This window comes from Neoroseomonas rubea, from assembly GCF_016106015.1.
Classification (GTDB): Bacteria; Pseudomonadota; Alphaproteobacteria; order Acetobacterales; family Acetobacteraceae; genus Neoroseomonas; species Neoroseomonas rubea.
In genome coordinates, this window is sequence record NZ_JACADQ010000679.1 from 1 (window position 1) to 859 (window position 859).

2 protein-coding genes are annotated in these 859 nt (G+C 76.8%); both read left to right on the plus strand.

The annotated features are described in order from the left end of the window. On the plus strand, positions 1-411 hold a 411-nt coding region (locus tag HW577_RS25780), incomplete at its 5' end, for a YcjX family protein (protein ID WP_198378924.1). Further along, a partial coding sequence (locus tag HW577_RS25785; RefSeq protein ID WP_332837822.1) for a hypothetical protein occupies positions 408-859 on the plus strand: 452 nt, incomplete at its 3' end. The genes HW577_RS25780 and HW577_RS25785, both read left to right, overlap by 4 nt.

Consider the following 859-nt stretch of genomic DNA (forward strand, 5'->3'; position numbering starts at 1 on the left):
CGCGTCGCCTTCGCCGCGACCAAGGCCGACCACGTGCCGACGCGCGCGCGGGATGCGCTCGCCGCGCTGCTCGGCCACATCGTGCTCGGCGCGCGCGGCCGGGCGGAGGCTTCGGGCGCGGCCACGGCATGCCACGCCGTCGCTGCCATCCGCTGCACCGAGGATGCCGTCGCGACGCTGGAAGGCCAGGCGCTGGCCGCCGTGCGTGGCCTGCTTTTGAACGGCGGGCAGGGTGCCACCATCTATCCGGGGGAGGTGCCCATGAAGCCGCCCGAACCCGCCTTCTGGGATGCAGGATTCTTCCGCATGCCGGACTTCCAGCCGCCGCGGCTCGACCCCGCGGGCGCTTCGGGCGTGCCGCATCTGGGGCTCGACGCGCTGCTCGCCTGGCTGATCGGGGATGCGCTGTGACCGCCCCCGCCCCGCCGCCGAGGATCATCCTGGACGATGCCGCCGCGCCGCCGGCGCGGCTCGACTTCGGCTGGGAGAAGGCGGTCGCCGCCGTCGCGCCGCCGCGGGGCGGATGGTCCGGCGCGGCGCTCGTCGCGTCCGGCATCGCGGTGCTGGTGCTCGGCCTGTCCGCGCTGGACGCCGGCAACTTCGTCGCGGCGCAATTCGCGCGCGCCGCGTGGCTCGGCTGGCTCACCCTGCTCGTGGCGCTTGCCGGCTTCGGCCTGATCGGCGCCGCGATCTGGCGGGAGGCACGGGGCTATGCCGCGCTGGCGCGCGTAGATCGCGCGCGCGCCGCCGCCGCGCGGGGCGATGCGGCCGCACTCGCGGCCGAACTGCAGCGCTGGCAGCGGGGCCTGCCACCGGGCAGGCCCCGCATCGAGGGGCTGGCGGGCATGCCGTCCGACGC